This is a genomic window from Candidatus Eremiobacterota bacterium, assembly GCA_031082125.1.
Taxonomy (GTDB): domain Bacteria; phylum Vulcanimicrobiota; class CADAWZ01; order CADAWZ01; family Ess09-12; genus Ess09-12.
The window spans coordinates 16,068-38,459 of the sequence record JAVHLM010000003.1; the positions used below are offsets into that span (position 1 = coordinate 16,068).

General features: G+C 54.1%; 23 protein-coding genes and 3 tRNA genes. 7 read left to right on the forward strand and 19 right to left on the reverse strand.

The window, feature by feature from the left end; genetic code table 11:
• Positions 1–80: 80 nt before the first annotated feature.
• The 4 genes from RDV48_04055 to cutA all read right to left on the reverse strand — a co-directional run bounded on the left by RDV48_04055 (position 81) and on the right by cutA (position 4,048).
• Positions 81–1,421, reverse strand: coding sequence for a cyclic 2,3-diphosphoglycerate synthase (locus RDV48_04055; protein MDQ7821951.1), 1,341 nt, complete (start codon positions 1,419–1,421; stop codon positions 81–83).
• A gap of 153 nt (positions 1,422–1,574) precedes the next feature.
• Entirely contained in the window at positions 1,575–3,011 is a 1,437-nt protein-coding gene (locus RDV48_04060; GenBank protein ID MDQ7821952.1) for a HAMP domain-containing sensor histidine kinase, read from the reverse strand.
• A 4-nt stretch (positions 3,012–3,015) separates the two neighbouring features.
• On the reverse strand, positions 3,016–3,708 hold the full coding sequence (locus RDV48_04065; protein ID MDQ7821953.1) for a response regulator transcription factor: 693 nt from the start codon (positions 3,706–3,708) through the stop codon (positions 3,016–3,018).
• A 22-nt stretch (positions 3,709–3,730) separates the two neighbouring features.
• Positions 3,731–4,048 (reverse strand): divalent-cation tolerance protein CutA, encoded by a 318-nt coding sequence (gene cutA / locus RDV48_04070; GenBank protein MDQ7821954.1) that lies wholly within the window; start codon positions 4,046–4,048, stop codon positions 3,731–3,733.
• A 251-nt stretch (positions 4,049–4,299) separates the two neighbouring features.
• Between cutA and RDV48_04075 the strand changes: the two genes are divergently transcribed.
• Entirely contained in the window at positions 4,300–4,596 is a 297-nt protein-coding gene (locus RDV48_04075; protein ID MDQ7821955.1) for an HU family DNA-binding protein, read from the forward strand.
• A 91-nt stretch (positions 4,597–4,687) separates the two neighbouring features.
• Positions 4,688–5,308 carry a hypothetical protein gene (locus RDV48_04080; GenBank protein ID MDQ7821956.1) on the forward strand — a complete coding sequence of 207 codons (621 nt, stop codon included), beginning with the start codon at positions 4,688–4,690 and terminating at the stop codon, positions 5,306–5,308.
• Positions 5,309–5,311: 3 nt separating this feature from the next.
• Here RDV48_04080 and RDV48_04085 read toward each other — a convergent pair whose 3' ends face one another.
• Both RDV48_04085 and RDV48_04090 read right to left on the reverse strand, forming a co-directional pair.
• Complete coding sequence (locus RDV48_04085; GenBank protein MDQ7821957.1) at positions 5,312–6,100, reverse strand: LytTR family DNA-binding domain-containing protein; 789 nt, start codon at positions 6,098–6,100, stop codon at positions 5,312–5,314.
• A complete protein-coding gene (locus RDV48_04090; protein MDQ7821958.1) occupies positions 6,085–7,830 on the reverse strand; it encodes a histidine kinase in 1,746 nt (581 codons plus the stop codon). Before RDV48_04090 ends, RDV48_04085 begins: the two co-directional genes overlap by 16 nt.
• Before the next feature lie 92 nt (positions 7,831–7,922).
• On the opposite strand from RDV48_04090, the gene RDV48_04095 reads away from it, so the two are divergent.
• Positions 7,923–9,281 (forward strand): FecR family protein, encoded by a 1,359-nt coding sequence (locus RDV48_04095; GenBank protein ID MDQ7821959.1) that lies wholly within the window; start codon positions 7,923–7,925, stop codon positions 9,279–9,281.
• Here the strand turns inward: RDV48_04095 and RDV48_04100 are convergent.
• On the reverse strand, positions 9,278–9,742 hold the full coding sequence (locus RDV48_04100) for a GNAT family N-acetyltransferase (GenBank protein ID MDQ7821960.1): 465 nt from the start codon (positions 9,740–9,742) through the stop codon (positions 9,278–9,280). The genes RDV48_04095 and RDV48_04100 overlap by 4 nt on opposite strands.
• Positions 9,743–9,944: 202 nt before the next feature.
• On the opposite strand from RDV48_04100, the gene RDV48_04105 reads away from it, so the two are divergent.
• Complete coding sequence (locus tag RDV48_04105; GenBank protein MDQ7821961.1) at positions 9,945–10,523, forward strand: GAF domain-containing protein; 579 nt, start codon at positions 9,945–9,947, stop codon at positions 10,521–10,523.
• 27 nt (positions 10,524–10,550) lie between these two features.
• On the opposite strand, the gene RDV48_04110 is transcribed toward RDV48_04105, so the two are convergent.
• The 9 genes from RDV48_04110 to RDV48_04150 form a co-directional block, all read right to left on the reverse strand.
• A tRNA-Ala gene (locus RDV48_04110) sits at positions 10,551–10,623 on the reverse strand.
• 51 nt (positions 10,624–10,674) lie between these two features.
• Positions 10,675–11,382: a 50S ribosomal protein L1 gene (gene rplA / locus RDV48_04115; protein MDQ7821962.1), complete on the reverse strand. Its 708-nt coding sequence runs from the start codon at positions 11,380–11,382 to the stop codon at positions 10,675–10,677.
• Between the two features lie 66 nt (positions 11,383–11,448).
• Positions 11,449–11,874 carry a 50S ribosomal protein L11 gene (gene rplK / locus RDV48_04120; GenBank protein ID MDQ7821963.1) on the reverse strand — a complete coding sequence of 142 codons (426 nt, stop codon included), beginning with the start codon at positions 11,872–11,874 and terminating at the stop codon, positions 11,449–11,451.
• Between the two features lie 14 nt (positions 11,875–11,888).
• Positions 11,889–12,398 carry a transcription termination/antitermination protein NusG gene (nusG, locus tag RDV48_04125; protein MDQ7821964.1) on the reverse strand — a complete coding sequence of 170 codons (510 nt, stop codon included), beginning with the start codon at positions 12,396–12,398 and terminating at the stop codon, positions 11,889–11,891.
• Between the two features lie 253 nt (positions 12,399–12,651).
• Positions 12,652–12,846, reverse strand: coding sequence for a preprotein translocase subunit SecE (secE, locus tag RDV48_04130; protein MDQ7821965.1), 195 nt, complete (start codon positions 12,844–12,846; stop codon positions 12,652–12,654).
• Between the two features lie 65 nt (positions 12,847–12,911).
• A complete protein-coding gene (gene rpmG, locus RDV48_04135) occupies positions 12,912–13,076 on the reverse strand; it encodes a 50S ribosomal protein L33 (GenBank protein ID MDQ7821966.1) in 165 nt (54 codons plus the stop codon).
• 33 nt (positions 13,077–13,109) lie between these two features.
• Complete coding sequence (gene tuf, locus RDV48_04140; protein ID MDQ7821967.1) at positions 13,110–14,303, reverse strand: elongation factor Tu; 1,194 nt, start codon at positions 14,301–14,303, stop codon at positions 13,110–13,112.
• A 202-nt stretch (positions 14,304–14,505) separates the two neighbouring features.
• Positions 14,506–14,578 (reverse strand) — tRNA-Thr (locus tag RDV48_04145).
• A 67-nt stretch (positions 14,579–14,645) separates the two neighbouring features.
• Positions 14,646–14,718 (reverse strand) — tRNA-Gly (locus tag RDV48_04150).
• A gap of 196 nt (positions 14,719–14,914) precedes the next feature.
• Here RDV48_04150 and RDV48_04155 point away from each other — a divergent pair.
• Together RDV48_04155 and RDV48_04160 are read left to right on the forward strand one after the other, a co-directional pair.
• Positions 14,915–16,960, forward strand: coding sequence for a DnaB-like helicase C-terminal domain-containing protein (locus RDV48_04155; GenBank protein MDQ7821968.1), 2,046 nt, complete (start codon positions 14,915–14,917; stop codon positions 16,958–16,960).
• A 79-nt stretch (positions 16,961–17,039) separates the two neighbouring features.
• The gene (locus RDV48_04160) at positions 17,040–17,975 is read left to right on the forward strand and encodes a response regulator (GenBank protein ID MDQ7821969.1); all 936 of its coding nucleotides are present in this window, start codon (positions 17,040–17,042) and stop codon (positions 17,973–17,975) included.
• A 10-nt stretch (positions 17,976–17,985) separates the two neighbouring features.
• On the opposite strand, the gene RDV48_04165 is transcribed toward RDV48_04160, so the two are convergent.
• Together RDV48_04165 and RDV48_04170 are read right to left on the reverse strand one after the other, a co-directional pair.
• The gene (locus RDV48_04165; GenBank protein MDQ7821970.1) at positions 17,986–18,675 is read right to left on the reverse strand and encodes a response regulator transcription factor; all 690 of its coding nucleotides are present in this window, start codon (positions 18,673–18,675) and stop codon (positions 17,986–17,988) included.
• Between the two features lie 127 nt (positions 18,676–18,802).
• Positions 18,803–20,965: a clostripain-related cysteine peptidase gene (locus RDV48_04170; protein MDQ7821971.1), complete on the reverse strand. Its 2,163-nt coding sequence runs from the start codon at positions 20,963–20,965 to the stop codon at positions 18,803–18,805.
• 287 nt (positions 20,966–21,252) lie between these two features.
• Here RDV48_04170 and RDV48_04175 point away from each other — a divergent pair, with 287 nt between their 5' ends.
• Positions 21,253–21,486, forward strand: a complete 234-nt coding sequence (locus tag RDV48_04175; GenBank protein MDQ7821972.1) for a hypothetical protein — start codon at positions 21,253–21,255, stop codon at positions 21,484–21,486.
• Here the strand turns inward: RDV48_04175 and RDV48_04180 are convergent.
• Entirely contained in the window at positions 21,483–22,376 is an 894-nt protein-coding gene (locus tag RDV48_04180; GenBank protein MDQ7821973.1) for a carbon-nitrogen hydrolase family protein, read from the reverse strand. The two genes, RDV48_04175 and RDV48_04180, sit on opposite strands and share 4 nt — an antisense overlap.
• Positions 22,377–22,392 lie beyond the last annotated feature (16 nt).

Here is a 22,392-nt window from a genome sequence, read left to right on the forward strand (position 1 = left end):
TATAATAACGAATTTTTCCCTGTTTGTAAAGAGGTTTCGGGAATTTTTTCACCGCAGGGCCTGCAAGTCCTTTCCAGCCCTTAGGTGGTGCTGCGACGCTCTCTGAGCTTAGTGAAAATTTTTGTGAGGACCTCCTCAAGGTCAGGCTTTCCGATCTCCTGGAGCTCGTAGGTGATGCGCACGCTTGGCCTGGAGAGCTCCATGACCTTCCTCAGGTCTATTGGCGTGCCTATCACGACAAGGTCACAGGGAGTCTCCTCGATGGTCTCCTTGAGCTCCTGTATCTGGTGGTCAGAGTATCCCATCGCGGGGAGCAGGGGGCCGATATGGGGGAATTTCCTGAAGACCTCCCGTATGGAGCCCTTGGCATAGGGTCGGGGATCCACGAGCTCGGCGGCTCCCAGATTCTTGCTCATCACCACGCCGGCGCCGTATCCCATCTCTCCATGGGTGAGGGTGGGGCCGTCTTCAATGACAAGCACACGCTTTCCCCTCACCAGAGCGGGATCGTCACAGGAGATGGGAGAGGTGGCTTCTATCACCGTCGCCCGGCTGTTGTTGATCGTTATATTGCTCTTGACCTCCTCGATGTCCATAGGAGTGGCCGAGTCCATTTTGTTGATTATAATGCAGTCGGCCATCTTGAGGTTGGCCTCGCCGGGATAGTAGCGCACCTCATGGCCCGGCCTGAGGGGATCGACAAGGACAATCTGAAGATCGCTCGTGTAAAAGGGAAAGTCATTGTTCCCGCCGTCCCAGAGTATCACATCGGCCTCTTTCTGGGCCTCCTCGAGGATCACCTGGTAATCAATACCCGCGTATACGATGGTCTTTCTCTCTATGTGGGGCGCGTATTCCTCCCGTTCCTCTATGGTGCACTGGTACCTGTCCAGGTCCGAGTGCTCGGCGAAACGCTGGCAGACCTGCTTGGTGAGGTCGCCGTACGGCATGGGATGGCGTACGGCGACGACGCGGTAGCCACGGTTTTTAATAATATCACAGACCTTTCTGGTGGTCTGGCTTTTTCCCACGCCTGTCCTCACGGCGCACACGGATACCACCGGCACCTTTGCTTTGAGGCACGTGGCACTGGGGCCCAGAAGCTTGAAGTCGGCGCCTGAAGCCACGACCGTCGAGGCCTTGTGCATCACCTCCTGGTGAGAGACATCGCTGTAAGCGAAGACCACCTGATGGATTCCCTTTTCCTTGATGAGGCGGGGAAGCTCCTCTTCGGAGAAGATGGGGATCCCGCCGGGGTAAAGAGGCCCCGAAAGCTGAGGGGGATAGACTCTTCCCTCTATGTTTGGTATCTGCGTGGCCGTAAAAGCCACCACTTCATATTCTTCCCGTGAGCGGAAAAAGGAGTTGAAGTTATGAAAGTCCCGCCCTGCGGCTCCCATGATGATTACCCTTGTTTTCATGAAACTATCCTCTCTCTGGACCTCAGGGCAGCCCAGATGAAAAATGATGCCCTGCCCCTTCCTGAGGCTTCCGCCAGGCACCACCTGTCAATAAACTGCCATTGGTTATTTATCCTGTTATGATAGATCCTTGAATGTTCGCCCTGCCTTATGTTATTCCTTCTCCCGGGGGAGGGAAATCACGATGCGCAATCCCCCTCCGGCCCTGTTCACCGCCTCTATCGCCCCCCCGTGGAGGAGCACGAGCTGTTTCACCACGGCAAGCCCCAGGCCGCTTCCCCCTCCGGCCCTCGAGCGGGACTTCTCGACGCGGTAAAAGTGGTCAAAGAGCCTCGTGAGATCCTCTGCCGGCACACCAGGGCCTTCATCATCAAAGATCATGCAGACCTTGTCCTTATCTCCCTCAATCCCGATCAAGAGGCGGCTCCCTTGGCCGCAGTAACGAATGGCATTCTCTACGAGATTGAATACGACCTGCCTCATCCTCTCGGGATCGGCCTGCACCATCAGGGGGCCGCCTGAGACCTCTGCAGTGATGCCTCCCTCGCCGAGCCTTTGATGGCATGCCTCGATGATATCGGCACAGAGCCCTGCAAGATCGATCGGCTCCTTTTTAAGCTGCACAGCCTTTGCCTCGAGCTTTGAAAGCTCAAGCAGGTCTGAAACAAGAGTGTTGAGCCTTGTGACCTCCCGGTGAATGACTCCAAGATACTTCTGGGCGTCCTCCCCGCTCACGATTCCGTCCTGGAGCGCTTCCGAGCAGCCCTGGAGGGTGGAGAGAGGGGTCCTTATCTCGTGAGAGATGCTCGCAATAAGCTCTCTGCGCCGTTTTTCCATCGAGGCGAGTGAATCCTTCTCCTCTTCCATCTTAAGGAGGGCACTCTGAAGTTTTTCCGCCATGGCATTGAGGGTTTTGCCAAGGATCTTAATCTCCTCGGAATAGGCGGAGCCCCTCACACGGCCCTCCAGGTCGCCGTTTCCAAGCTTCCGGGCCACCTCCGTCATTTCTTCGAGGGGCCTTACAATCTTCCTTGCCATGAAAAAGGCGGCGCAGAGAGCGAAAAGAGCGATAAGCGCGAAAGCCTTTGCGACAGGCAGAAGGGCCTGGTAATTCCCCTTCCCCTCAATATTGTAAGGGAAAAGCATGTAGATGGCGCCCTTCACCTCCCCCTTGACAGTGACCGGCACGCTGCAGTAATATGCCCTTTCCCTCTGCTTCAGCCCCGAGAGCGTCTCGCCTCCCAGTGTCCTTGAAAGAATAGCGCTGTCAGGAGCAATAGTGCCCTTCTGTGCCTTCGGAGAAGCATTCATTACCTGCCCATACCTGTCAAGAACCCAGATGGCGGGATCCTGCGGGGAAGAGAGGAGGTCGAGCATCCGCCCCACCTCGACTCTCCCCTCCTTGTTCCCGTAGGACTCCGCCACAAGCTGCGCAAAGGCGGCAATTCTTCCCTTTACCACCTCGCCCCTGTGGGAGATGGCCTGGGGTGTCACTGTCACGAGAAGGTACACTGCGGCAAGAAAAAGAGCGCCCAGGGCAAAGAGAAAATAGGAGAGGGCCAGTTTCCACCACAGCTTGTTTCTCTTCATATCCTCACTTTGCCTCATCCCATGTATAGCCCACACCCCTCACGGCCCTTATCAGGGAGATCCCGCATGCGTGGCTCTCAAGTTTCTTGCGGATGTTTTTCACATGGACATCAACAGTCCTGGTCTCGCCCACAAAGTCCTGCCCCCAGATCCTGTCAAGAAGCTCCTCGCGGGAAAAGATCTTTCCCGAGTGGGACGAGAGAAGGCGGAGCAGCGCAAACTCAATAGGGGTAAAAAAGACCTCTGTGCCCGCCACCCGGGCCTTGCGCCCCTCAAAGTCGATTGCAAGAGGGCCTCTCTGAAGGATCCTTTTCTGCACGGGCAGGCTCATGCTCCTGCGCAGGAGCGCCTTTACGCGGGCTATGAGTTCCCGGGGGCTGAAAGGCTTGCTGACGAAATCATCAGCGCCGAGCTCCAGGCCTACGACCCTGTCGGTTTCTTCATTCCGCGCCGAGAGAATGAGGATAGGAGTCCCCCTGTCACGCCTTATCTCCCTGAGGACCTCAAGCCCCTCAATGCCGGGGATCATCAGATCCAGGATTATCATGTCCGGCTCTTCGGCGCTCACCAGGCCGAGGGCTTCCTTTCCGTCGCCGGCCTCAAGGATCAGATAGTTCTCCCTCAGCAGATAGCGCTTTACGAAATCCCTGATTTCCTCCTCGTCCTCGACGAGAAGAATTTTTTTCCTTGTCTCCATGGTCACACTGCTCCTCCAGCGCTTAGACGACTTCCTTCCCTATCCATTCGAGATAGTCGGGATTTCCCTCCTTGAGAGGAAAGAAGATGATTTCCGGGACTTTGTAGCTGTGAAGTGATTTCACCTCTTTGATGAGGGCCGGAATGGCGGCGGCCTTGGTCTTGATGATGAGCATCACTTCCACGGAGTTTTCCATGGCGCCCTCCCACCAGTAAATCGACTCGACGGCCGGGATGATATTCACACAGGCCGCATAATGCTTTTCCACGACAGCCTGGGCGATTTTCCTCCCCTCCTCCTTGCTCGAGCAGGTCACATAGCCAGCATAGTATTCTTCCATAGCCGCACTCCTCTCCTCGCTTGCTTGCCACGGGACTCCCGGGGACATGTCCTCCCCGGTGCCGCTTATTCCCATGATTATATCAAGAGGCAAGAGTTCCTTTCTCGGGTATATTTATGACTCTCATCACGCTCATCAAAGGGCGGAAAAAACGCGGCACAATGGCTATGGATCTCAGGGGAAAAGGGTTTTCAATCATGAGTATAGAAATTCCCCCTACCCACTATAGAAAGACACCAAGGAGGCCGGCCGTGAAAAGCGATTCAGGAAATGGTATGAATAAAGAGTCCCTTATTGCGCAGGTGGCTGACAGGACAGGCCTTGCCAAAGCCCAGGCGAAAAGTGCCGTTGAAGAGGTGTTCAATGCCATAAGCGACTGCCTGGCCCGCGGAGAAAAATTCCAGTATATAGGCTTCGGGGCTTTCTTTGTAAAAAAGCGCGCAGCAAGGATGGGAATCAACCCCATCACCAAGGAGAAAATGAAAATCAAAGCCAAGAAGATCCCCTCATTCTCTCCCGGGAAAAAACTCAGCGAACGGGTGGAGTAGGCGAAGCGGGTCGCTTTACTTTTCCCCCCATTTAAGCCATAATAGAGAGAGAATGAGAGCATGGCATAGCATGCCGCAAGGAGGCCCTATCATGTCTGAAGAAGAAAAACAAGCGGCTGGTTCCTCTGAAGAGGGAATGAGCCATAAGGATATGCTGCAGATGGATCTGAAGACCGTCGACCAGATGACAAGGTGGCGGAAAAAACTCTCAAAAGGCGAGAACATCAAGATTAAGGTCCTGGACAAGGGCATGATGCCCACCGTGATGATTGGCGACACCGTCGAAGTGATGCCTGTACATGCCATGAACCTGAAGACAGGGAATGTGATATTTTTCAGGCAGAGCGAGAATTTTCTCGTGCGGCGCATCGTGGAGGTTGTCTATGGTAAAAGCGGCGAATACCGCGTAAGAGGCGACGCCATTGAGACAGAGGAGCCGAGCGTGGTGGCGGGCCAGATCATCGGCAAGGTAGTGGCGGTAGAGCGCAACGGCCAGAGACTGGAAGTAGAGAGAAACATCGCGGGAGCCGCTCTCGGAAAGCTGAGACAGCTCGGTTCTACAAAAATAGGATCCGAAAAAGATTATTCAAGAGAAAAAGAGATGGCAAGCGCCGCCATGGGGAAGGTCGTAGAATTTTTTGAAAAGGCGTACCAGAAGCTCTGCGAATCCACCGATAAGCTCATTGAGATGATTTTCAGCAGGAAAAAATAGGCTTCAGATCCACCCCACCTTTTCCTTGAAGACTGCCACAAAGCTCCTGCTGAGCGGAAGCTCCGTCGCCTGGTCCTTCATTTTCAGGTTGTAGGTTCCGGAAAACCAGGGTATCACTTCCTGGATATGCTTGATGTTCACAATGTAAGCCTTGTGGGTTCTCACGAAAATGTCGGAAGGAAGGCGCTTCGAGAGGTTGGCCAGAGTGTCATAAATCCTGAACTCGCCTTTCTGCACCCTGGTATAGGTCTTGTCGCCCTTGGCATATATCCACCACAGCTCTTCAGGCTCAACTATCATCCTGTTCCCCGTTTCCTCGTGGACGATGGTGAGGCGCGTGAGCTTCTCCTCGCTCTTGTCCACGATTCTTCCCAGGGCCACGGAGAGCTCGTCAATGAACTGCCCCTTTGTCTCCTTGGTGCCCAGTATGCCCTTGAGCCTCTCCACGGCCATCTGCAGCCTCTCCTGGTTCGCGGGCTTCAGGATGTAATCGATGGCATTCACTTCAAAGGCATCAATGGCATACTTGTCATAAGCCGTGACAAAGACTATCATAGGCGGCTCGTCGTCGCTCACCAGCTCGCGGGCCAGGCTGATGCCGTCCATGTCGGGCATCTGGATATCCAGAAATACCACGTCAGGCTTGTACTCAGGGAGCATCGAGAGGGCTTCTTCCCCGCTGGAAGCGCCTTCAACCTTCTCAAAATCCTCGAACTTCGAGATCATGGCCATGAGCCTCTCGCGGGCCGGCAGTTCATCATCGACAATAAGAGCCTTCAGTTTTGCTGGCATTGTTTTTCCCCTTTCTCCACGATATAAAATCGCACCTTCGTTCCCTCTCCCTGGGTGCTCTCCATCTCAAATTTTGACTCGGGACCGAAAAGAGCCACCACTCTCTCTTTTACATTAAATACCCCGATTCCTCTCCGGGGCCCGCTGTCATCCTGGGGCGGAGGAGTATGGAGGATTTCATGGAGGCGCTCAGGCGAGCACCCTACCCCGTTGTCGCTCACCTCCACCTTTATCTTCTCCTCTTCGGGCTGAATCGTCACATGGATCGTTCCCCCTTCTTTCTTTTTGGAAAGGCCGTGCTTGATGGAGTTTTCAACGAGGGGCTGGATAAGAAAGGGAGGGATGCTGTGGGAGAGCACCTGGTCATCTATGGCGTAATGCACCTGGAGCTTCTCCATGAAACGGGCCTTTTCTATGAAAAGATAGGACTTGAGGTATTCTATCTCCTTGCGGAGGGTGACAAACTCGCCTTTCTGATCAAAGCTCTGGCGCATGAAGGTGGAAAGGTGAATGATAAGCTCCTCGGCCTTCTGGGGGTCCTTGCCGGTCATCCAGGCGATGGTGTTCAGGGAGTTAAAAAGGAAGTGGGGGTTGATCTGGGCCTGCAGGAGCTTGAACTTTGCCGATTCAAGAGCCATCCGCTGCTCTTCCAGCTTGGATCTTGTGAGCTCACTGGAAAAGATAAGGGAGAGGCCTGTCACAAGGTTCTGCTCTGAATGGCTGAAAGCCTGCCGCCTGCTCTGAATGAAGCCGAGAGCCGCCACCACCTTCTGGCCGTCACTGAGGGGGAGAAGGAAAATGCTGGTGAAGTCACAGTCTCTGGGGCATTTCCCGAAAATGAGGGTATGGTTTCCTTCAAAGACCAGGCCCTCCTCAAAGATCCTCTTCTGGATGTTCCTGAACGTATCGGAATCCTGGGGGTATTCGTGGGGTGAGCGGCCGGGGAAATAGGTGCTTTCATGCTTCTTTATGATGCAGACGCCGGGGATATCCAGGGCCTTCCTCAGGTTTTCACAGAGCTTCCTTGCGCTTTCCTGGGAAATGCCCTCCCTTATCTGATCAAGGGCCTTTCCCACGAGCCTCAGAATGTTATCGGTCTGAAGAGCACTCTTTCGGTCCTCTTCGGCAATGATGAGCTCAAGAAACGCGAGCAGGAGGTAGCACCCCGCCGCGTACACGGCAAGATAGAGGACCAGCGAGAAGTACCATGTCTGCGAGGTGAACATCAGGTCGGGGATCGTCGATATTATCGTGGGCATCGAGTAAAAAGGGGTATCGCTGGTGCTGAATCCCAGTAAAGTGATAAAGCCCGCGATGAGAGGCACATAAAAGGGCTTCTTCCCCCCGGGGGGGATCCTCATCCCCATGAGGGCACCAAGTGGCCCTGCAAGAAGGCATAAACCGATGGTGTAGAGAGGCTGGCCTATGATGAAGGTGTAGACAGCCAGTATCACACTCGCACCGGCGCCCACGACCATGCCGCTGTACATTCCGAAGAAGAGGGGGAGAAAAAGGGGGGCTCCGGCTTCGTTGATAACGATGAAGAAGGCTATGGAAATGATGCCGAACACGGCGGCAAGAAGGAGCTCTTCCTTCCGCTTGAGCTCCTTCCGGTAAAGGAGCTGGCTGAAAGCCGTGTAGCGCGCCACAATATAAAACAGGATAATAAAAAAGGAAAACTTGCAGAAAAACTCTATGACATTCTGGAGAAGAGCGGTCTTTATGGGCATAACGGGTGTATTCTCCACCCTGGCGTTCTCCCCTGCCAAAACGGCGAAGATGATAGGAGTTTGACGGGGGAACAGAGAAACCCTTATCCGCCATGATGCCATACCGGTCCACGAGCTTCGTGCTTTTTCTCATTGCCGCTCTCATCCTCCTTTCCGGAGGGATGGCGCCTTCCTTCTGCCAGCAGGACTTTGTCGGAAAGATCACCTCACTTGTGCAGAATACCGAAATTGTGAGGGCCGAAGCGAAATATGCCGTTCCCGCCCTCGAGGGAAATAGCCCCGGCCCGGGAGACGTGCTGAGAACTGGCGAGGGAGGGCGGTGCGAGCTCACCCTGTCAGATGGAAGCCAGATCATCCTGAACAGCAGGTCATCGCTTCTGATCAGAAGGAGGGACCTCTTCATCCTGCAGGAAGGCCAGCTCTGGGCTTCTTTCAGGGCCGAGGCCCGGGCGACCGTTGACTCTCCCTGCGGGCAGGCCGCCACCAGGGAGACCGTATCGGAATTTGTGATGACCCTCTCGAAAGATCACCGTCACACGGCGGTGGAACTCATATCAGGTGAGCTTCACCTGTCAACGCCCCTTGGCACCATCAAGCTCACGGCCCCTCAGAAGGGCATGCTTTCCCTCTCATCGCCGCCCAGTGAAGACCCTTCCTCTCCCTCTCAGGATTCCGGGGCTGAAAGCCCCCCATGGACCGCCTTCAGGAAGCAGTCGATAATAGTGCTCGTGAAGGAGAACGAGAAAGGGAGAGGTGACCGCTTCTACCAGCAGGATCTGGAAAAGACCCTCCGGCAGGGGAGATTTGGCGTGCTCACCGGGGAATCCCTGATGAGCTACAGGGACCAGGCGATACAGGCCCTGAAAGGAAGGGCGATGAAGGGGGAGCTCTCTGCCGCGATGGATCTCTGCCGCAAGACAGGGATCGACCTGCTCATCATGGCGTCAGTCACTCCAGTACAGACACGGCAGATATCAGCAGGCATCGTTTCCTGCGCCGTGAAGGGAGAGGTGAGGCTCTACCAGGTGTCCACAGGGGAGCTCCTGATATCAAGCGCCTCCACCGCGACAGGGACGGGGAAAAATGAAAAGGAGGCCGCCTCCGACGCGATCCGCACCATAAGAAGAAATCTCGTCACGAGTCTCCCATGGGAGGTCCGCAGGGAGCTCGCTGAGAGGGTAAGGAAAACGGATATACCGGAGAGGGTGGAGATTGTGCTGATTGATTTCACCGCCCAGGGGAAGAAGGCGCTCATGGAGAAGCTCAGAAAAATGGCCGAGACCATGAAGGTGAGCGACGAGTCCCTCCCGGGGAGACCAGCTTTCATCCTTATGACCACCGCATCGGTAAAGACCCTTTCCCGCGCTCTTACCCAGGTGAGCGGCTTCAGCACAAAGGTCGTGGAGGCCACCGGCGAAAGGATTGTGCTCAAGGCTCAGAAAAGGAACTAGAGCTTTTTCTTAAGGGTGTAAAAGACCTCTTCGAAGCCCTCTTCCCGGTACAACCTCAAGGCTTCCTTGTTGCTGGTGAGGACGCTGAGTGTCACCACTTCTATTCCCCGGTCTTTCAGGAAACTCATCACATGCCTCAGAAGCCTTCTCCCGTAGCCTTTCCCGCGGTGGATCTTTGCCACGTAGATATCAATGACCTCGGCGCACTGGTAGATGGTCTCAAAGGGCGGGGAGCATATGTTGAGAGAGATGAAGCCAATGACAGAGCCCTTTTCCTCTGCAACGAGAAAGAGGCCCTGGCTGATATAATACCTGGCGAAGGTTCGCCATTTCACCGTGTTCTGCTCTGACCATTTCATGTTCACGAGCTCATGGTAGCCATCGCCCATATACTCGCGCCAGAGGGTCACAAGACCCTCCAGATCATCATCACGGCCCGGCCTTATGACTAAATCACTCATTGCCCCGCCCTTTCGCTTTCACTCTTTTCTTCATTCGTTTCTCTGCTGCCTTATTCCTAGTTCCCTGAGAAAATTCATCAGGCGAAAAGAGGAAAAGAGGAGCTTCTCACCTAAATATGGAGTACCTCATAAGCCCGTAAGAATCGAAGTGGCAGGCGCCAGGGACAAAGCTCAGGGTGCCTGCCTGAGGGGGAGTACCGCAATGGATCAGAATTCCCAGGAAGAACAAAAGCTTCTCGTGCAGGATATCATCGCCCGCATCAACTCGATAAAAAATTATTACAGGGTCTTTGATGAATATGTGGTTTCAGTGGCAGAGTCGCTCAATGCCGAGCGCGGATTCATCATGCTGAAAATGAAGGGCACGGAGGACATGAAAGTCTTCGGCACCCACAACCTGAACCCCGAATCGATTGCCACCACGGCGGACATAAGCCAGTCCGTCATCAACGACGTAGCAGAGAAGGGCAAGGCCATCGTGAGCGTCGATGCAATGAAAGACCCTCGGTTCCAGGACAAGACAAGCGTCGTCATCTCGGGGCTGCGCTCCATACTCTGTGTTCCCCTCAAGATAAAGGGTATCACCGTAGGGATCCTTTACCTGGATAACCGTTACAAGGGATCGGCATTCAGGGATCAGCACCTCGAGGTGCTCACCAGTTTTCTCGACGCGGCCTCGCCTGTGATGGAAGCCCTTTACTCAAGGCTCGAAGCCTCGGAGAAAATCAAGGACAAGAGGATTGACAAGCGCGTGGTCCCGAAGAAGAGGAGCGGCATTTAGCCCCTGCCGATTGAGGTACAACAAAAATGGAGCTGCGGGGATTCGAACCCCGGACCTCCTGCATGCCGAGCAGGCGCTCTCCCAGCTGAGCTACAACCCCTTAAACATCTTCAATTATAGGCGATCTTCCTTTTCCCGTCAATAGGGTTCCCTATTTACCATGGACGAAGAGCGCCGCCTTCTGAGGATCGACCTTCACTCCCGCCCCCATGGTGGAGGTGAGGACGATGCTCTTGAGATAGGAACCCTTTGCCGTGGCGGGCTTCGCCCTTATGACGGCATCAAGCAGCGTGGAAATGTTCTGCCCCAGCTTTTCCTTGCCGAAATCTCTTTTTCCCACCGACGAGTGGATTATTCCCTCCTTGTCGGTGCGGTACTGCACCTTACCGCTCTTGAGCTCCTTTACGGTCTTCCCTATGTCCTTGGTCACGGTGCCGGCCTTGGGATTGGGCATTCTCGGGCCAAGTACTTTACCGAGCTCCTTGCCGAGCTGCCCCATCATGTCGGGGGTGGCCACGCACACATCAAAATCTGACCAGCCTCCCTTGACCATATCGATAAGCTCCTCGGCGCCCACCTTGTCGGCCTTGGCTTCCTCGGCCTCCTTTGCCTTGTCCCCCTTGGTGAAGACGATGACTCTCGGCGTCTTGCCGGTGCCATGGGGAAGGACCACGGTGCCGCGCACGTTCTGATCGCTCTTGCGCGGGTCTACGCCGAGCTTGATGTGCATCTCGACAGTCTCGTTGAATTTTGCCTTCGCGTTGGTGATGACGAGGTCTATCGCTTCCTCGATGGTGAGGAGCTTTGCCTTGTCATAGCTCTGCACGATTGCCTTGTAGCGCTTTCCTTTAGTTGCCATTCTTTCCTCCTCGTGGTGTTACCGGGGGGTTTGACGGATCCCCTCCCACATAATGAGAGGCATTGATCATGCCTCAACAACAATGCCCATGCTCCGGGCCGTTCCCTCGATGATCTTCACTGCGCCGTCAAGATCAGTGGCATTGAGATCGGGCATCTTGAGCTTGGCAATGTCTTCCACCTGTTTTCTCGTTATCTTGGCCACTTTCGTCACGTGGGGCTCGCCAGAGCCCTTTTCCACGCCTGCCGCCTTGAGCAGCAGCGTCGAAGCCGGGGGAGTCTTGGTGATAAAGGTAAAACTCCTGTCTTCAAACACGGTGATCTCAGCGGGGATAATCATGCCCACCTGATCAGCGGTGCGGGCATTATACTGCTTGCAGAACTCCATGATATTCACGCCGTACTGGCCAAGGGCGGGCCCGACGGGCGGAGCCGGGTTTGCCTTTCCTGCAGGAACCTGCAACTTCACTATAGCTTTTACTTTTTTTGCCATCTCAAGCTCACCTCTTACAACTTCTCAACCTGGCTGAATTCCAGCTCTACCGGTGTCTCTCTCCCAAAGATGGTAATGAGCACCTTGACCTTCTCTCGCTCAGGGTTCACCTCTTCCACAATGCCGTGGAAGTCCTGGAACGGACCATGGGTGACCCTCACTCCCTGTCCCACATCAAGATCAAGCTTGATGCGTATCGGCGCCTCAAGTCCCATGTGGCGCTTGATGATCTTTACCTCTTCCTCGGGCAGCGGTATGGGCTTGACCCCCGGCCCGACAAAGCCCGTAACTCCCGAGGTGTTTCTCACCACGTACCAGGAGTCGTCGCGCATGATCATCTCAACCAGCACGTACCCCGGGTAGATCTTCTTCTGGACTGTTTTCCTCTTGCCGTCCTTAAACTCTATCTCCTCTTCCGTAGGAACGAGGATCTGGAATATCTTGTCCTTCATGCCCATGGACTCGATCCTGCGAAGAAGATTGGCCCGCACCTTGTTTTCATAGCCTGAATAGGTGTGGATCACATACCACTTCCGGTCGGGATCCTTTTCCTGCTCTGCTTCCTCTCCCTCGGGAACCTCTTCTCCCTGCTCGGCACTCTCCTCCTCGGGAGACTCCTTGACCTCTTCACTCTCTACGGCAGGCTCCGGGGCGGTCTCTTCGGCCTTGGGTTTTCTTCCCTTCTTGGTTTTTCCCTCTTCGCTCTTAAGTGCCATCTTTTTGAAGTTCCTCCACCATATGTCAGAAACGGACGGTGTTTTTGACGATTAAGGTTTCCTATTGGATAAATCTCTTGAAAAACGCCGCAAGGAGATTGTCAACAAGAGAGAGATAGGCAGTGACCACCGCCAGGGTGACAAGCACCACTATGGTGGATGCCTTGAGTTCCTGCGGCGACGGCCAGGAAATCCTTTTCACTTCGGACCTGACGGCCTTTAAGTACTTCACAAGGTCATCAATATGCTTTTTCATGGTCGAGCCTTTCTGAAAAATATGTGCCTTATATGAAAACCCTCATCATACAAGGCACATAACAGTTACTTCGTTTCCTTGTGCGGAGTGTGCTTCCGGCAGAACGAGCAGTATTTTTTAAGCGCCAGACGCTCTGTGGTATGCTGCTTGTTCTTCTTTGTCGCGTAATTTCTGCGCTTGCACTCCCCGCAGGCCATCGTAATGATTATACGGGTTTCCTTCTTGGCCATGGTACAACACCTTCACCCTTCTGATTCTTGTTCTTACTCGATAATGCCGACCACCACTCCGGCACCCACCGTTCTTCCGCCTTCACGGATGGCGAAGCGGAGGCCTTCGTCCATGGCGATGGGGGTGATGAGGTTTACTTCTATCGTCACGTTGTCACCGGGCATGATCATCTCCATGCCCTCAGGCAGCTTGATAGCGCCGGTCACATCGGTAGTCCTGAAATAGAACTGCGGACGGTAACCGTTGAAGAATGGTGTATGGCGGCCGCCCTCTTCCTTTGACAGCACATAAACCTCTGCCTTGAACTTGGTATGAGGCTTTATCGATCCTGGCTTCGCAAGCACCTGGCCTCTCTCTATCTCTTTCCTGTCTACTCCGCGGAGCAGCACGCCGATATTGTCGCCGGCGCGGCCCTCGTCCAGAATCTTGCGGAACATCTCGACGCCGGTGCAGACCGTTTTCTTGACTTCCGTGGAGAAGCCCACGATCTCAATCTCGTCGCCCACCTTGACTATGCCGCGCTCCGCTCTTCCCGTTGCCACGGTGCCTCTCCCGGTGATGGTGAACACATCCTCGACAGGCATCAGGAAGGGCTTGTCAATGGGGCGCTCGGGCATGGGGATATACTCGTCAATGGAATTGCAGAGATCCTCGATTGATTTGGTCCATTTCGGATCGGGATCGTTTTCGATGACTTTCAGGGCCGAGCCCCTTATCACGGGGATGTTCTCGCCGGGGAACTCGTAAGTGCTGAGAAGTTCTCTCACCTCAAGCTCCACGAGGTCAATAAGCTCGGGATCGTCCACCATGTCAATCTTATTGAGGTACACCACGATGTAGGGCACATTCACCTGGCGCGCAAGGAGGATATGCTCGCGCGTCTGCGGCATGGGGCCGTCGGCCGCTGACACCACCAGAACTGCACCGTCCATCTGTGCGGCACCGGTGATCATGTTCTTGATGTAGTCGGCATGGCCAGGGCAGTCCACGTGGGCATAGTGCCTTTTTGCAGTCTCATACTCTGCATGATAGATGGCGATGGTGATGCCGCGCTCCTTTTCCTCGGGAGCATTGTCAATCTGATCAACATTGAGGGCCTTCGTGGTCCCTTTCGCCGCGAGAACCTTCGTTATTGCGGCAGTAAGGGTCGTTTTCCCATGATCGACATGCCCGATGGTTCCAATATTCACATGAGGTTTTGTTCTGTCGAATTTTTGCTTGGCCATTTCATTCCTCCTCTTACCACGTTCTTGTAATAGATGATTAAGTTAGGAAAATTCCCCGTTTTTCCCTCTAAATCCTTTCTCACAGGGGACTTTTTTTCGATCCCCTCTCTGCGCCAAGGCTTAAGACCACTGAGAGCCTGCCGCTCCTCGAGGCACCGGCGCATTCCCGGGTTCTATAGGCAACTGCACTTTGATCTGAAAAAGCTGGGGAACGGGATTGAACCGTCGACCTCATCCTTACCAAGGATGTGCTCTACCGACTGAGCTACCCCAGCGCGTGATACTAGAAAAGATTCCTCGCAAAAGAACATTCCAATTTGCTTGGAATCTTTAAGTGTAGAAAGCGGGAGACGGGATTCGAACCCGCGACATCCAGCTTGGAAGGCTAGCGCTCTACCAATTGAGCTACCCCCGCATATGCTGTACACTTTGTGCATCTGTACAATACAAAATATAAGGTAGAGATGCGCTACTATAATAGCCGATGAAATTTATTTTGTCAAGACCTTTACGAGGTATAAAAATAATGGTTCCACTGGAGGGATCTCTCTGCTTTTCAAGAACGTTTTACATGGCCACCGAAATAAAATGCCGCCCCAGGAGGAGTTATCATGGAAAGCCTTCCTTTTATAATTGATAAAAGACGATTCTACATGGCCTTCAAAGGCAGGACTGACAGGGTGGGCATCTATAATGCTGCCACATGCAAGATAGTATCGATGGAAGTAAAGAAAGGCGACTGGGAGATAGCCCAGAGGATAGAGGCCCATCTGGGCGGCCAGGCACGGCTGGGCATCCACAACCATCTCCAGGACAACACCTGCCCCTGGGCGCTGGTAATCTTTGATGAGGCAAGCGGGAACCCTACAGGGAGGGACTCGCTTTTTTTTGCAAGCGAGGGAGCCAAGCTGGGTCTCCGCGACATCAAGAGGGAGCGGACCAAGGTGAAGGGTGAGAACTACGAGTGCTGGCTCTTTTTCGAGAAGCCTCTCCCCGTGAGAAAGGTGAGGCACCTCCTCACGCTCATGCTCAAGAAATTCGGGATCTCCAAGGTGGAGGTGCTCCCCAACGAAGACGATCTCACCACGGGCAGCTTCGGGAACTATGCATGGCTTCCCTATTTCGGGGGCACCGACAAGTGGATGACCGAATCCGGTGAGAGCCGCGTTGACTACGGCATGAAGATGGGATTCACCATCTTCATCGACGAAGAGGGAAAGCCTCTCAAGGATCCCTTCGCCACCATCCACCGCTACACGGAAGAGGAGGTGGACAACGCCATCCTCTACCTCTCCGAATACATTCCCCCGGAGCCCTCGCCTGAAGAGGGGATAAGGATCCTGGACTCACACCTCAGAAAGCTGTCGGAAAAATGTGACGGCTTCAAAGCCATGACCCTTGAGGTCCGCGACAAGAGAATCCTCCGTGAAGAAGGCCTCACCCTGCTGGGCCTCATGCTCGGGACCCTCAACAGGCCTGACTACCTTCACAAGCTCCTCGCAAAAACCGCCGATTACGACAAGGACTATTACGACAAGAAGATCCAGGCCCTCACGGGAAGGGCATTCCGCACCTGCGCCGAGTTCAAGGCGACGGGGTACTGCCCCAAGGAGAAGGTCTGCTTTGACAGGAGGCCGCCCCTCTCTGAGCGTTTCGGGAAATTCGATGAGGACAAGAACAAGCCACCCGAGCTCTGGAGAGAGCCGTCGCCCGTGCAGTGGATATTCCAGGGAATCAAGGAGAGAATGGGAGAGGAGGGCGAAGCCGAGACTGCGGTCATTGACATCGATGTAAAGAGCCAGGAAGAGTTTCTGGTGGACTTTGACAAGGAGATAGTGGAACTGCGCGGGAGGGTCATCAAGAGCAAGAGGAACTTCTCAGGGTATGATACAGGCTTCCCCTCGCTCAACCAGGTGCTTGACGGCCTCAAGGCCGACACGCTCATCACCCTTGCGGGGCCCCAGGGAACAGGGAAAACGGCTTTTGCTCTGCAGCTCACCGAGCAGGTCGCCCAGCTCGAAGGCGTGCCCTGCGCCTTCATCGCATACAGCGAGACCAAGCAGGCAATGACGGTGAAAATGCTCTCCCGCATCTCGGGAATGGATTACAGGAAAATCTCGCGGGCTCTTCTCAATGATGAAGAGCTCATCAGGGTGAAACAGGCAGCGGAGAAGATAAAGGCGAGCTACGGGAAACATGTTTTCATCATAGAGGGGAACGACTCTCTCGGCATAAAAAAGATCAAGACCCTCATGGACTTTGCCTCGCCAAAGTTCATCGTCATTGACTCCATCGGCCAGCTGCCTTTTATTTCGAAACAGAACATCTCGGACATCTCGCTGCGCATCGAGCAGAACATGTCTCAGCTCAAAACCCTTGCCCGTTATCAGAAAATACCCCTTCTGGCTGTTTTTTCCTCAAGAGACAAGGAGCTTTCCATTGAAGGGGCCCTCATGCTTGAGTCCCTCATCATGCAGGCCAGCGACGTGTTCCTCCAGATGGAGGAAAAGGGACCTCTCACAGGCCCCGCTGAGAGCTCCTCACCAGGCTCGAAGGAGCTTACTCTCACGGTCCGCAAGAACAAGGGAGGAGAAAAAAATATCGTGATGCGCTTCGGGTATCAGCTCCTGGTCCAGAAGCTCTTTGAGCTGAAATAGGCCGCCTTGCCGGGTGAAGGATAATATCTTTATCTGAAGAAGATGTAACGCACATCACAGCCGAAGCGGGGGTTCCCTCGTGGAAGAGGTTTACAGGATACTTGTCGCCGATGATGAGGAAGACAACCTCAATCTCCTGAAATGCTACCTTGAAACCATGGACTTCGAGGTCATCACCGCCGTCAATGGAATTGAGGCAGTGGAGAAAGCCCAGAGCGAGACCCCCGACCTCATAATCCTCGATGTCATGATGCCGGGAATAGACGGATTTGAGGCATGCAAGAAAATCCGCGGTGATTTCTCCGTGAGCCATATTCCCATACTTTTCCTCACCTGCAAGGTCTCAATCGAGGACACGGTCCATGGCCTCAACGTGGGCGGCGATGATTACATCTCCAAGCCTTTCGATTTCAGGGAACTCGTCACCAGGATCCACACCATTCTCAGGCGCACCAAGCAGCATATGGCCGCAAACCCCCTCACCGGCCTTCCGGGGAACACCTCCATCCAGAAAGAGATAAAAAGGCTTATCAGCGAGAAGATCACCTTTGCCGTCTGCCTTCTGGACATCGACAATTTCAAATCCTTCAACGATCTTTACGGTTACGAGAGAGGCGACAAGGTCATCAAGAACACGGCCACCATCATCATGGAAGCCTGCAAGGACACGAGCATTCCTTACAAGTTTATCGGGCACATCGGCGGCGATGATTTTATCTTTATCTGCGCTCCTGAGCACGCCGCCGGGCTCTCCGAAAAGATAATCTCCCAGTTTGACGCCGTGGCGCCTGAATTCTATGATGACAAGGACAGGGAGAGGGGCTTCATTGAGACGATCTCGCGGAGGGGTGACGTACAGCGCTATCCCCTTGTGAGCATCTCTATAGGCATCGTGACCAATGAACTGAGGATCCTTGAGCATCCCGGCCAGGTAGCCCAGATCCTGGCGGAACTGAAATCATTTGCCAAGAAAACGCCGGGAAGCAATTATGTGAAGGATCGGCGGGCCGACTGACGGGCAAGGGTTACCTGATTCCTTTTTCCACCGCGTAGAGCACTGCCTGAACCCGGTCAGAGATGCCGAGCTTCCTGAGGAGATTCCCCACATGGGTCTTCACCGTGTGCTCGCTGATAAAGAGCTTTTCCGCGATCTCGATGTTGCTCATTCCTTTAGCGATAAGTTTTAATATCTCTATCTCTCTCTTGGTAAGAGGGGTATCCCTCATCAGCTCGGGGCCGCCAGCAGAGCCCTCGTGGCCTTCCACCGGCTCCTTGCCGTTTGTATGGATCTTGACAAACTCCCTGATGAGCTTGGTGGTGATTTTCGCCTCCAGCAGGGACTCTCCCTGGAACACAGTCCTGATTGCCTCTTTCACCTTGTCTGCCGAGATATCCTTGGAGAGATAGCCACTCGCCCCGCGCTGGAGCGCCTCAAAAATATAGTCTTCCTGGGAATACCCTGTGAGGACCACGACCTTGATCTTTTCATATTCCTTTTTCACGATTTCGGTGACGTGGATCCCGTTCAATTCAGGCATGTTGATATCGACCAGCACTACATCCGGCTGCAGTGCCTTTATCTTCGTGACAGCCTCCCTGCCGTCTGAGGCTTCCCCCACTACTACTATATCATCCTCCCTCTGGAGGATCCCCACAAGCATCTCCCTGAAAAGATTCTGATCGTCAGCGACAAAGACTTTGATCGGCTCACTCATAAACTCCCCCCTATCCCGGCCACACAGTCATGTTCTCTTTCTCTTTGTGAAAAAAACAAACAGCCACAAAACCCCAAGCCCTCCAGGAAAAGTCCGGTATGTGCTGCCCCACTGCTGAAATGATGTGCTATTTGATAAACCTGGGATTGTGACCCATCCCATCCTTGATTTGGCTGTCAGCGATGAGATTATCGGCAAAAAGCGAGATCGGATCCTCTTCCTTACCCGCCAGTTCGTCATACAGGACGCCTTTCCCGTGGGACATACCGTCACGGGTCTGGGAACGCATGATATGCCCTTCTATATATTCTTCATCCTTCCCTCGTGCCTCCTGCTTTGCAATCTCCTTTTCCCCGGCTTCAAGCATTGCTTTCTCTTCAGGGGTCTCGGGAGCGATTTCCACATCATCTTTCACGATGCTCAGCTCACCCCTGAGCTTGACAGCCTCCTGCTGGAGCTTTTTAAGCTTCTCCTCAACCTGGCTCTTTTCTGTGTCTGATATGTGGGGATTTCTCAGCATCTGCTGTGACTGTGCGAGGAGCTTGATGCAGGCCATGAACTTCGCAAGCTTCTGCTGATCGGCGCTGGTCACCGATTCGATGAGCTTCTTGTCCCAGTTGGTTCCCTGGACAAAATCGGGCACGCGCTTTCCGTAAGGCGCCGCCATCAGGGCGATATCAGAGACATTGGTAGGTGCCCATATGGAGAGGCCTGAAGAGCCTTCCATGTCATGACCCGTATGCTGCTCGGCAATCACTGCCTCTGCGAGGGCCTTTTTTATCTTGATTGCATCATCCTTGACCACCTGGGGCAGGTTTTCAGCACTCGAGAGCTTGTCGGCTATATCACCAAGATCCCTCAGGGTGCCGTAATCAAAAAGCATCTCGGGGCTGTAAGCAAAGGAGGGGTAATTCTTGCTCCCGTCAAGGAGCTTGAAAATCTCTTCATCGCTCGTGCCCGACTTCTTCCAGTCTGCCACGAGCTTCCTCCACGATGAGGTCACCTCATCTATCTTGTCAGTGTCAACGGCGGCAAGGGTAAGATAATGCTCCTTTGAGAACTTCCTGATAAGGGGAAGCTCCCTGGTCGCTTCCCCTTTCTCACGGTAAAGCTCCACGAAGCCCTCGGCAAACTCCCTCGCGTCGAAATCCTTGCCCTCTGAGAGATCTTTCTGCACGCCGCCAAGTATCTCCGGCCAGTCTGAGAGGACGCTCGACTTGGCTGACATCTCCGAGGCAATGATGATATCCGATGAGTCCTTCATCTCATTGATGGACTCAAGGTTCCCCATATAGCATGAATTGAAGACAGTGGCATCAACGCGGTCATTTCTCCCCGTTGACCTGTTGGCCTGGTTGATGCCCGCCTGTATTGCCATTCCCATGTCAGAGGGGCTCATCTGGAGGGCTCCCGTCCATGCCCCGCCGTGGCCTCCCAGTATTACTACGTAGTGCTTTGCCGGGTAGTTCTTTATGCCCCAGGCGACAAAGTCTCTCAGGTTATGTGGGAGCTTCATGTCCACGCCTGTCCCCAGGTCTTCCGCAACAGGGGAGGCATAGACGTTTGACTCCATGTCCTTGTCTCTCAGGGGCTGAAGGGCCTGCTGAAACTCCGTGCTCCACTCTTTTATCTGCGGATTCGCGGGCTCGGTGAAGAATTTCATATAACCGAGCTCCTCGGCCTTCTTGAATTCCTTTTCAGCTTCCTCCTTTAACCCCTGGCCTTCATAGACCTCGCCCATCACATAATGGATGAGGGGGTTTCCCGGATTGGCAGCCGCCACATCCTTCCAGTCGCCAAGCGTTACCGTCTCTGCCCGGGGCGTGGTGCTCGAGGTGATATGGTACCGTCTTACCCCTTCCCAGTCGCTGTCTATCCTGTCATAGCCGCCGTCGGAATATACGACCGACTGGGGCGCTCTGCCCAGCTCAACGACCACGTTCATATCTTTGTTTGAGCCTACTTTCTCAAGGCCCAGAGGTATTGACGCCACGGTGGATTCAAGGTCGGGATACTGGCCGTCCATGTAGAGGAGGAACGTGACTTCCTTTTCAGGTTGCTCTGCCCTGGTGTCCTCAGGCTCGCCGACCGGGGAGGGGGGCGGCGGGAGGGTCTTCTTTTTCTTATCGGCTGTGCCATTGAGGTCCACTACATCAGAGGGCGCCGCCGAAAGATCCTCCTGCGCGTCCTGCTTTCCTGCCGTAGCTTTTCCCTGGGAGATGGCTGCGTTCTTGAGTGATTCGATGTGTGGTCCGGAGCCTGGTGCGTTGAGGTTGAATGAGCTGTCCACAGCAATTCCTCCTTTTCCTGATTCATGCCTATTATAACACAGAAGGCAGTCTTTCACCTTTTAACAATTTGTTAACTTTTTACCTCTCAAGGCCATGGTGCCCGATTTTTCCTCTCAATCTTGTGCGCCCTCTCTTCCTGTGCTATAATAAATACTATCAAAATTCCGGCATATTGGGGGGATTTATGAAATTCCTGATGTGGCTTTTTTACGGCCTCATACTGCTGGCCATAAGCGCCGGCTGTTCGCCGCCTGTTGACTGATCCTCAAACTACAAGGAGGTTGCGATGGCTATTTGCCCTTTCCTCAACAAAGAGTGTTTTGCCGAGTGCGCCCTTTACGCACCGGGAATAAAAAACTGCTGCTTCGTGGCATCGACGCTTCTTTTGGAAGATATCCAGAGAGTGGCAGTGCTTGCCTATGAAAAATACCTTCAGCCTCCGGGAGCCCCTCTGAGAGAGATCTCGAAAGAGGCTCCCCGGCCCATGGCAGCAGAAAATCCTGAGAAGAGAAGAGCCTAGCCGTTCTGGTAGGGGATTCTCCGGGAAGGCTCAAAAGAGCTGCGCCCTTTGCTCATAATCCCCTCATAGGCTTTCAGATTCCTGTCCTCGAGGTGATCAAAAAGCATCGGCGATTTGGTCCCGTAGGTGACATATTTAAGGGGATCGGCACTGAGCCGGGCATAGACAATTTCTTCGCCGGCCCGGGCAAGTGCCAGCTTCTGGCCGATGGGGCTCACGATCATGCTGTGGCCGAAGTAATAGGCGCCCCCTCTGTCCTGCCCGATAGCGTTCACGGCTACAAAATAAACATGGTTGTCATAGGCCCTCGCGCAGTTGGTGAGCTCCCAGATCTCGTAGCTCCGGAGCAGCGCCGAAGGGCGCACAATCACCTCGGCGCCTTTCAGGGCGAGAACTCTTGAGAGCTCGGGGAAATCCCCGTCATAGCAGATGATAAGCCCCACCTTCGCGAAGGGAAGCTCGCAGATCACCGTTTCATGGCCGGGAGTGGTCCACCCTCCCGCTTCCAGCCTCTCCGTGGGGAAAGGATGGGTCTTGCGGTAAACCCCTGCAAGCTCCCCTCGATGGTCAAAGAGGGCTGCGGAATTATAGATTACCCCTTCTTTCTCACCTTTTTCATAAAGAGGCCAGACCACCGAGATGCCGATATCCTTCGCCGCCTCCTGGATCCGCCAGGTCATTTTCCCGGGAATGCCGTCAAGCCGCCCGTAAAATTCGCGGGCGCTCTCGCCGGGATTGAAGCCTGTGGTGATTGACTCGGGGTACACCGCGAGGCTTGCGCCGCAGGTCTCCCGGGCCTCCTTCAGAAGCACAACGGCCCTGTCAATGGTGGCCTCAACATTTTCCAGGTTCACGGCCATCTGTATTCCTGCGGCGACGAACTCTTTCATGCTTCACATCCTTTGC

Coding starts and splice junctions, on each gene's coding strand:
- RDV48_04055 (MDQ7821951.1), bottom strand. CDS start 1,421: ATGAAAACAAGGGTAATCATCATGGGAGCCGCAGGGCGGGACTTTCAT.
- RDV48_04060 (MDQ7821952.1), bottom strand. CDS start 3,011: ATGAAGAGAAACAAGCTGTGGTGGAAACTGGCCCTCTCCTATTTTCTC.
- RDV48_04065 (MDQ7821953.1), bottom strand. CDS start 3,708: ATGGAGACAAGGAAAAAAATTCTTCTCGTCGAGGACGAGGAGGAAATC.
- cutA (MDQ7821954.1), bottom strand. CDS start 4,048: ATGGAAGAATACTATGCTGGCTATGTGACCTGCTCGAGCAAGGAGGAG.
- RDV48_04080 (MDQ7821956.1), top strand. CDS start 4,688: ATGTCTGAAGAAGAAAAACAAGCGGCTGGTTCCTCTGAAGAGGGAATG.
- RDV48_04085 (MDQ7821957.1), bottom strand. CDS start 6,100: ATGCCAGCAAAACTGAAGGCTCTTATTGTCGATGATGAACTGCCGGCC.
- RDV48_04090 (MDQ7821958.1), bottom strand. CDS start 7,830: ATGCCCATAAAGACCGCTCTTCTCCAGAATGTCATAGAGTTTTTCTGC.
- RDV48_04095 (MDQ7821959.1), top strand. CDS start 7,923: ATGATGCCATACCGGTCCACGAGCTTCGTGCTTTTTCTCATTGCCGCT.
- RDV48_04100 (MDQ7821960.1), bottom strand. CDS start 9,742: ATGAGTGATTTAGTCATAAGGCCGGGCCGTGATGATGATCTGGAGGGT.
- RDV48_04105 (MDQ7821961.1), top strand. CDS start 9,945: ATGGATCAGAATTCCCAGGAAGAACAAAAGCTTCTCGTGCAGGATATC.
- rplA (MDQ7821962.1), bottom strand. CDS start 11,382: ATGGCAACTAAAGGAAAGCGCTACAAGGCAATCGTGCAGAGCTATGAC.
- rplK (MDQ7821963.1), bottom strand. CDS start 11,874: ATGGCAAAAAAAGTAAAAGCTATAGTGAAGTTGCAGGTTCCTGCAGGA.
- secE (MDQ7821965.1), bottom strand. CDS start 12,846: ATGAAAAAGCATATTGATGACCTTGTGAAGTACTTAAAGGCCGTCAGG.
- rpmG (MDQ7821966.1), bottom strand. CDS start 13,076: ATGGCCAAGAAGGAAACCCGTATAATCATTACGATGGCCTGCGGGGAG.
- tuf (MDQ7821967.1), bottom strand. CDS start 14,303: ATGGCCAAGCAAAAATTCGACAGAACAAAACCTCATGTGAATATTGGA.
- RDV48_04155 (MDQ7821968.1), top strand. CDS start 14,915: ATGGAAAGCCTTCCTTTTATAATTGATAAAAGACGATTCTACATGGCC.
- RDV48_04165 (MDQ7821970.1), bottom strand. CDS start 18,675: ATGAGTGAGCCGATCAAAGTCTTTGTCGCTGACGATCAGAATCTTTTC.
- RDV48_04175 (MDQ7821972.1), top strand. CDS start 21,253: ATGGCTATTTGCCCTTTCCTCAACAAAGAGTGTTTTGCCGAGTGCGCC.
- RDV48_04180 (MDQ7821973.1), bottom strand. CDS start 22,376: ATGAAAGAGTTCGTCGCCGCAGGAATACAGATGGCCGTGAACCTGGAA.